This window comes from Bartonella sp. AP331QHHD, from assembly GCF_042195905.1.
Classification (GTDB): domain Bacteria; phylum Pseudomonadota; class Alphaproteobacteria; order Rhizobiales; family Rhizobiaceae; genus Bartonella.
Window position 1 is genome coordinate 1 of sequence record NZ_JBHIPG010000067.1, and the last position, 4,586, is coordinate 4,586.

The following is a 4,586-nucleotide window of genomic DNA, read 5'->3' on the forward strand; positions in this document are numbered from 1 at the left end:
TATTATAGGAAGGAATTGTGACATGGGGAGCAGTAGACCAGCAACGACAGAACAGAAGCAGGTGCAGACAAGTGCCCCTCCTGCTTGGATGCAGAATGTCTTTAAGCGAGGTGGTGCGGATGCGTATAATCTGTATGATACAGGGGCGGGTGGGAATGTTTATGGTGGTCCTCGTGTAGCGCCGTTAAGTGATCAAACGCGCTATGGAATTGGTGGTCTTGGAAGTATTCCACAGCATTATCAAAATCGCTCTTTGATGAATACGATTTACAATCCAACGTTGACAGCAAGCAATCTTGGAAGAGTGGCTTCTGGTGATATGGTTGGACAGAATCCGTCTTTTAATGCCGCCCTTCAAAATAGCTTAGACCGTGTAAGAGATACGATTAACAGCTCTTTTGCAGGTGCGGGTCGTTATGGGTCCGGTGCACATGCAGGTGTATTAGCAAATGAACTTGGTGCTTTGTCCACAAGTGCTACAGCAGACCAGTATAATCGTGATGCGGATCGCATGATGCAAGCCAATGCCATGATAGACCAAGCCAATCAAAATCAATTGGGCGCCTCAAATAACTTCTTACAGGGTTATGGGAATGCCTATTCCAATGCCATACAAGGGGGAGGTGTGCTTGATGCCCACAATCAACGCCTTGTTGATGCCAATAGAGAACGTTGGCTGGAACAAGACAATAGCGGCTGGAATAGGTTGAATATGCTTATGAACGCCGGTCATGGCTTTGCAAGGAATTACGGCACGACAACGAATAATGTGTCAGAATCTAAGATGCATGGTAACGACCCTTGGAAGAATTTTGCGACAGTAGCAGGTCTTGCGACAAGTTTTATGGGTATCCCTGATATTTCTAAACCTTTTGGCGCATTTTTAGGCAAAAAATTCGGTGTATAGGAAAGAAAGAAATGGAAAAAAGTTCTTGGTTCGATAACATTTCGCGTTTTTTTATTCCTCCTGATCAAGGTGAACATCCTTTAGTTAGAATGTCTAGAATAGGAGCAGATGGTTTAATACAACATAGTACACATCTCCCACCTACATTAAAACGCAATAGAAGGAGATGGTCTACAGTTCAAGAAGAAAGAGAACGCCAAAAGCGTGAAGAGATCTATGGTCGAAAGCTATTAGGAATGGTTATTCCGAAGATTGGTGAGAGACCTATTGATAAAATGAATCTGTTGCAGAGAGTCATACAGCAGCATCAAGGTCCTGCTACTCCTAGTGCAATTTCTATTGATAAACCGTTTGAGAGTGGTTCTCTTGCGCCTTCTCAAATAGGAACTATTGTTCCGGATGGAGTATATCATGAGAAGAAGGAACCTTATGTGGTTCCTGAAGCAGAAATACCATTTGGTGTTGGTAATCATCCACCACTCCCTAATGCACAGGAGATTAAACAACTTACGCCTATAGTAGAGGCAGCTTCAACACCACAGTCACAAACTTCTCCAGTAGATACTCGAACTGGTTTTGAAAAGTTTGTCCAGTCTGATTTTTATAAAAAGCTTCAAGATCTTTTTGCAGGTATGTCGGCAGCACCGTCAGGCGGTTCTGGGTGGGATGCGCTTGCAAGTGGTGTGAAGCGTCTTAACGAAGGAGATAAACAAAGAGGGCAGGTTAATCAGACCGTCGAATATCTAAAATCTAAAGGGTACAGTGAAGAAGAGGCGCGGTTCATGGCTGGGAATAAAGATGCATTGAATGCTTTTCTATTACAAAAAGTGAACGGCGGTTATGATGCTAGATCTAAAGAAGAAATGGACCGCCTACGAGAAACAATAGATCTTAAAAATAGTGAAGCTATCAGTAGTAATACACTCCATGACATTGAACGTTTTATGAATTATATAGAAGAGAATGGTGATTGGGCTACGGGAAATCTTGCTGATTGGCAAGCTTCTTTTAAGGTTCCTCAACACCGTGATATGCGTTCACTGCTTGATTCCATTAAAAACCGTATAGGTATTGACCGTTTAGAAACGATGAGACGGTATTCACGCAATGGTGCTTCTGGTTTTGGTAACCTTACAGAAAGAGAGCTTGATATCTTAAAGAGCTATTTAGGAGAGATAAAGTACGACTTGGGTCATAAAGAGCTCTTGTTTAGGTTGAAAAAAATCCATCAGATTTTGGCTAAGATGAAATTAGACGTATTGAAATTGCTAGAAGACAGCAGCATTGAATTAACGCAAGAGAGTGTTGATAAGGTTACCTCACAGTCGCATTCTAAAGCTCCACAGCAAGGACATAGTGCAAATGCGCCTGTAGTAAAAAGTGCAGAAGAAATTGAAGCCTTACCGAAAGGAGCAGATTTTATTGTTATTGATGCCGATGGTAAAAGAATGACTATAAGAAAATAGGTTGTGTTTCATGTCTGAACTTAAGAATTATGATAAGTCACTTCTTCCTGAATGGGCTAGAAAGTATAAGGTTATTGGTATTGCTGAAGATGTTCAAAAGGAAACAAATTATCCTGAACTTAAGGATTATGATAAATCACGTCTCCCTGAGTGGGCTAGGAAATATAAAGTAATTGGTCCAGTTCAAGATATTCCAAATACTCAAGAAACATTCAAAGATTTTGCATTTGATGATAAAGATCTTACGTGGTGGGATGCTGTTAGAAGCCATGGTACATCTGGTCTTACAGCAGGGTACAGTGATGAGATACAAGCGGCGAATGAAGCAGGTTTTACGGATTATTGGCGTGGTGATAAGAAAGCAGTAGAGGTTTATAACAGAAGAGTAGCCAAGGAACGCGCTTACCAAAAAGCCTTGGAAGAGAAATATCCATGGTTGTCTTCTGGTGCTTATATTGCTGGTTCGATTTTACCAACATTAGCATCTTTGGGTATTCCCGCATTAAATTTTTTGCGAGCAGGCTCGACTTTAGGAAGTTTAGGTAGGGGAGCTATTGTTGGGGCAGGTTCTGGAGCTTTACATGGTTCTGGTGCAGGAAAAGGTTACAATGATACGGTGAATTCGGCATTAGCCGGTGGTGTTGGTGGGGCAGTTTTGACGCCGGTTGCTGCTTTAGGAGGTATGGGTATTTCTAAGGCAGTTCGTAGTTTAGGAAATGCTTTAAAGTCACCTCCTGTCGTGAGGAATTATTTTAATCCTGCTCGTAAAGAGGTTTCAAATAAAGCTTTGCGAGAAGTTGCCAAGCAACTTTACGATAATAAACCCCAAAAGATCACGGAACGTCTTAGCTCAGAACCTCAGGAAGTATTTTTGACAGATATTAATGAAAAACTACGACAGACTTTGTGGAATGCGTCTAAAACAAATGAAGATGTTTATAATCTCTTGAAACAAGCGCATGAGAAAAGATTAGGCGGTTCTGTTCAACGTCTTGATGATATGATGGAGCAGACGATTGTTCCATACCAGCATAGAGATACTTTAAGCAGGACACTTAAACGGCAAGGAAAAGAGGCTCATGATCATCTCTATGAACAAGCGAAGCAAATTCCAATAGGAAAAGAACATTATCCAGCTCTTAATAAACTTTTTGAAAATAAAGGGTTTCAAAGAGCTCTCAAAGAAGCTGTTAAGACTTTAGAGGAACACCCCCTCAGTATAAATCCTAGACGATTTTATAATAGAAAGTTTAGCAGTATAAACTATAAACCTACGATAGAGTTATTAGATCAAACCAAGAAGTCTCTTGATGATTTAATCGAAAAAAGTAAGAAACATGGCGATAACCAGAAGGTTTTAGGATACGAAATCCTCAAACAAGATTTAGTAAAAATAATGGATCAAATCTCTCCTACTTATCAAGCAGCGCGTGGTAGTGCAGCAAAATTCAAAAATTTTGCAGATAGTTTTGAGAAGGGTAGACAAGCTCTAGGCACGAAACTTGAAAAGAGTATTGAAAGGGATGCAGTTAAGGAAAATCTTTCTAAAGGGAATTGGACAAAACAAAATAATACCTATCAGATGGGTATGAGAAATGCCTTAGATGATTTACTCAGAAAAAGTGATGACCCTATTAATGAATTTTCTAAACTTTTAAAACAAAATCTTGCGTCTGAGAATCTTGAAAGGACCATAGGACCGGAACGGTTTTCTACTTTTAAAAAGGCAGTAGATCAGGAGCAATTCTATTCTGATGCAGCAAAAGAGGCTTTTAGCAAATTTGAAGGCACTCCTGAGTTTTCTGTTTTTGATGGAATTAATTTTTCAAATTTTTTGCATTGGCCAACTGAATCTCTAAAATTAGCACGAAACATATTTTTCCACCCGAATGCTCCAGAGGCGCTACGGGCAAGACAAGAGCTAGAGCGCGGTATAGCGAAGTTAGCAACTTTTGGCGTTAAAGGAATGGAGCGCAATGAAATTGCCAAATTGATTCAAAGTGCTTTGAAGTGGCATAAAGCCGGTGTGATAACGGATGAAGGCTTGAAGATTGTTTCTAGAGCTGTAGCAAAAGGGTTAGGTCCTAGTGCTTCAATAGAGTACGCGAAATGACCCGTTATAGTCCTTCAGTCGATCAAGCGATCCGTCAAGCAGCAGCGCGTTATGGTTTGCCAGAGAGTTATTTGTACCGTGTTGCGCAAGTGGAAAGTGG

At 40.6% G+C, this 4,586-nt stretch carries 3 protein-coding genes and 1 pseudogene; all 4 read left to right on the forward strand.

Annotated features, from left to right (window positions below; all coding sequences use genetic code 11):
* Window positions 1–22 precede the first annotated feature (22 nt).
* Complete coding sequence (locus tag ACFIMS_RS08220) at window positions 23–907, forward strand: hypothetical protein (RefSeq protein WP_375696612.1); 885 nt, start codon at window positions 23–25, stop codon at window positions 905–907.
* 11 nt (window positions 908–918) lie between these two features.
* A complete protein-coding gene (locus ACFIMS_RS08225; RefSeq protein WP_375674600.1) occupies window positions 919–2,373 on the forward strand; it encodes a hypothetical protein in 1,455 nt (484 codons plus the stop codon).
* 10 nt (window positions 2,374–2,383) lie between these two features.
* Entirely contained in the window at window positions 2,384–4,486 is a 2,103-nt protein-coding gene (locus ACFIMS_RS08230; protein ID WP_375696611.1) for a glycine zipper family protein, read from the forward strand.
* A pseudogene (locus ACFIMS_RS08235) lies at window positions 4,483–4,586 on the forward strand (lytic transglycosylase); the annotation flags it as partial. The gene ACFIMS_RS08230 and the pseudogene ACFIMS_RS08235, both read left to right, overlap by 4 nt.

Bases quoted from the DNA above. Each gene is read 5' to 3' on its own strand.
- ACFIMS_RS08220 (WP_375696612.1), top strand. From the start codon at position 23: ATGGGGAGCAGTAGACCAGCAACGACAGAACAGAAGCAGGTGCAGACA.
- ACFIMS_RS08230 (WP_375696611.1), top strand. From the start codon at position 2,384: ATGTCTGAACTTAAGAATTATGATAAGTCACTTCTTCCTGAATGGGCT.
- ACFIMS_RS08225 (WP_375674600.1), top strand. From the start codon at position 919: ATGGAAAAAAGTTCTTGGTTCGATAACATTTCGCGTTTTTTTATTCCT.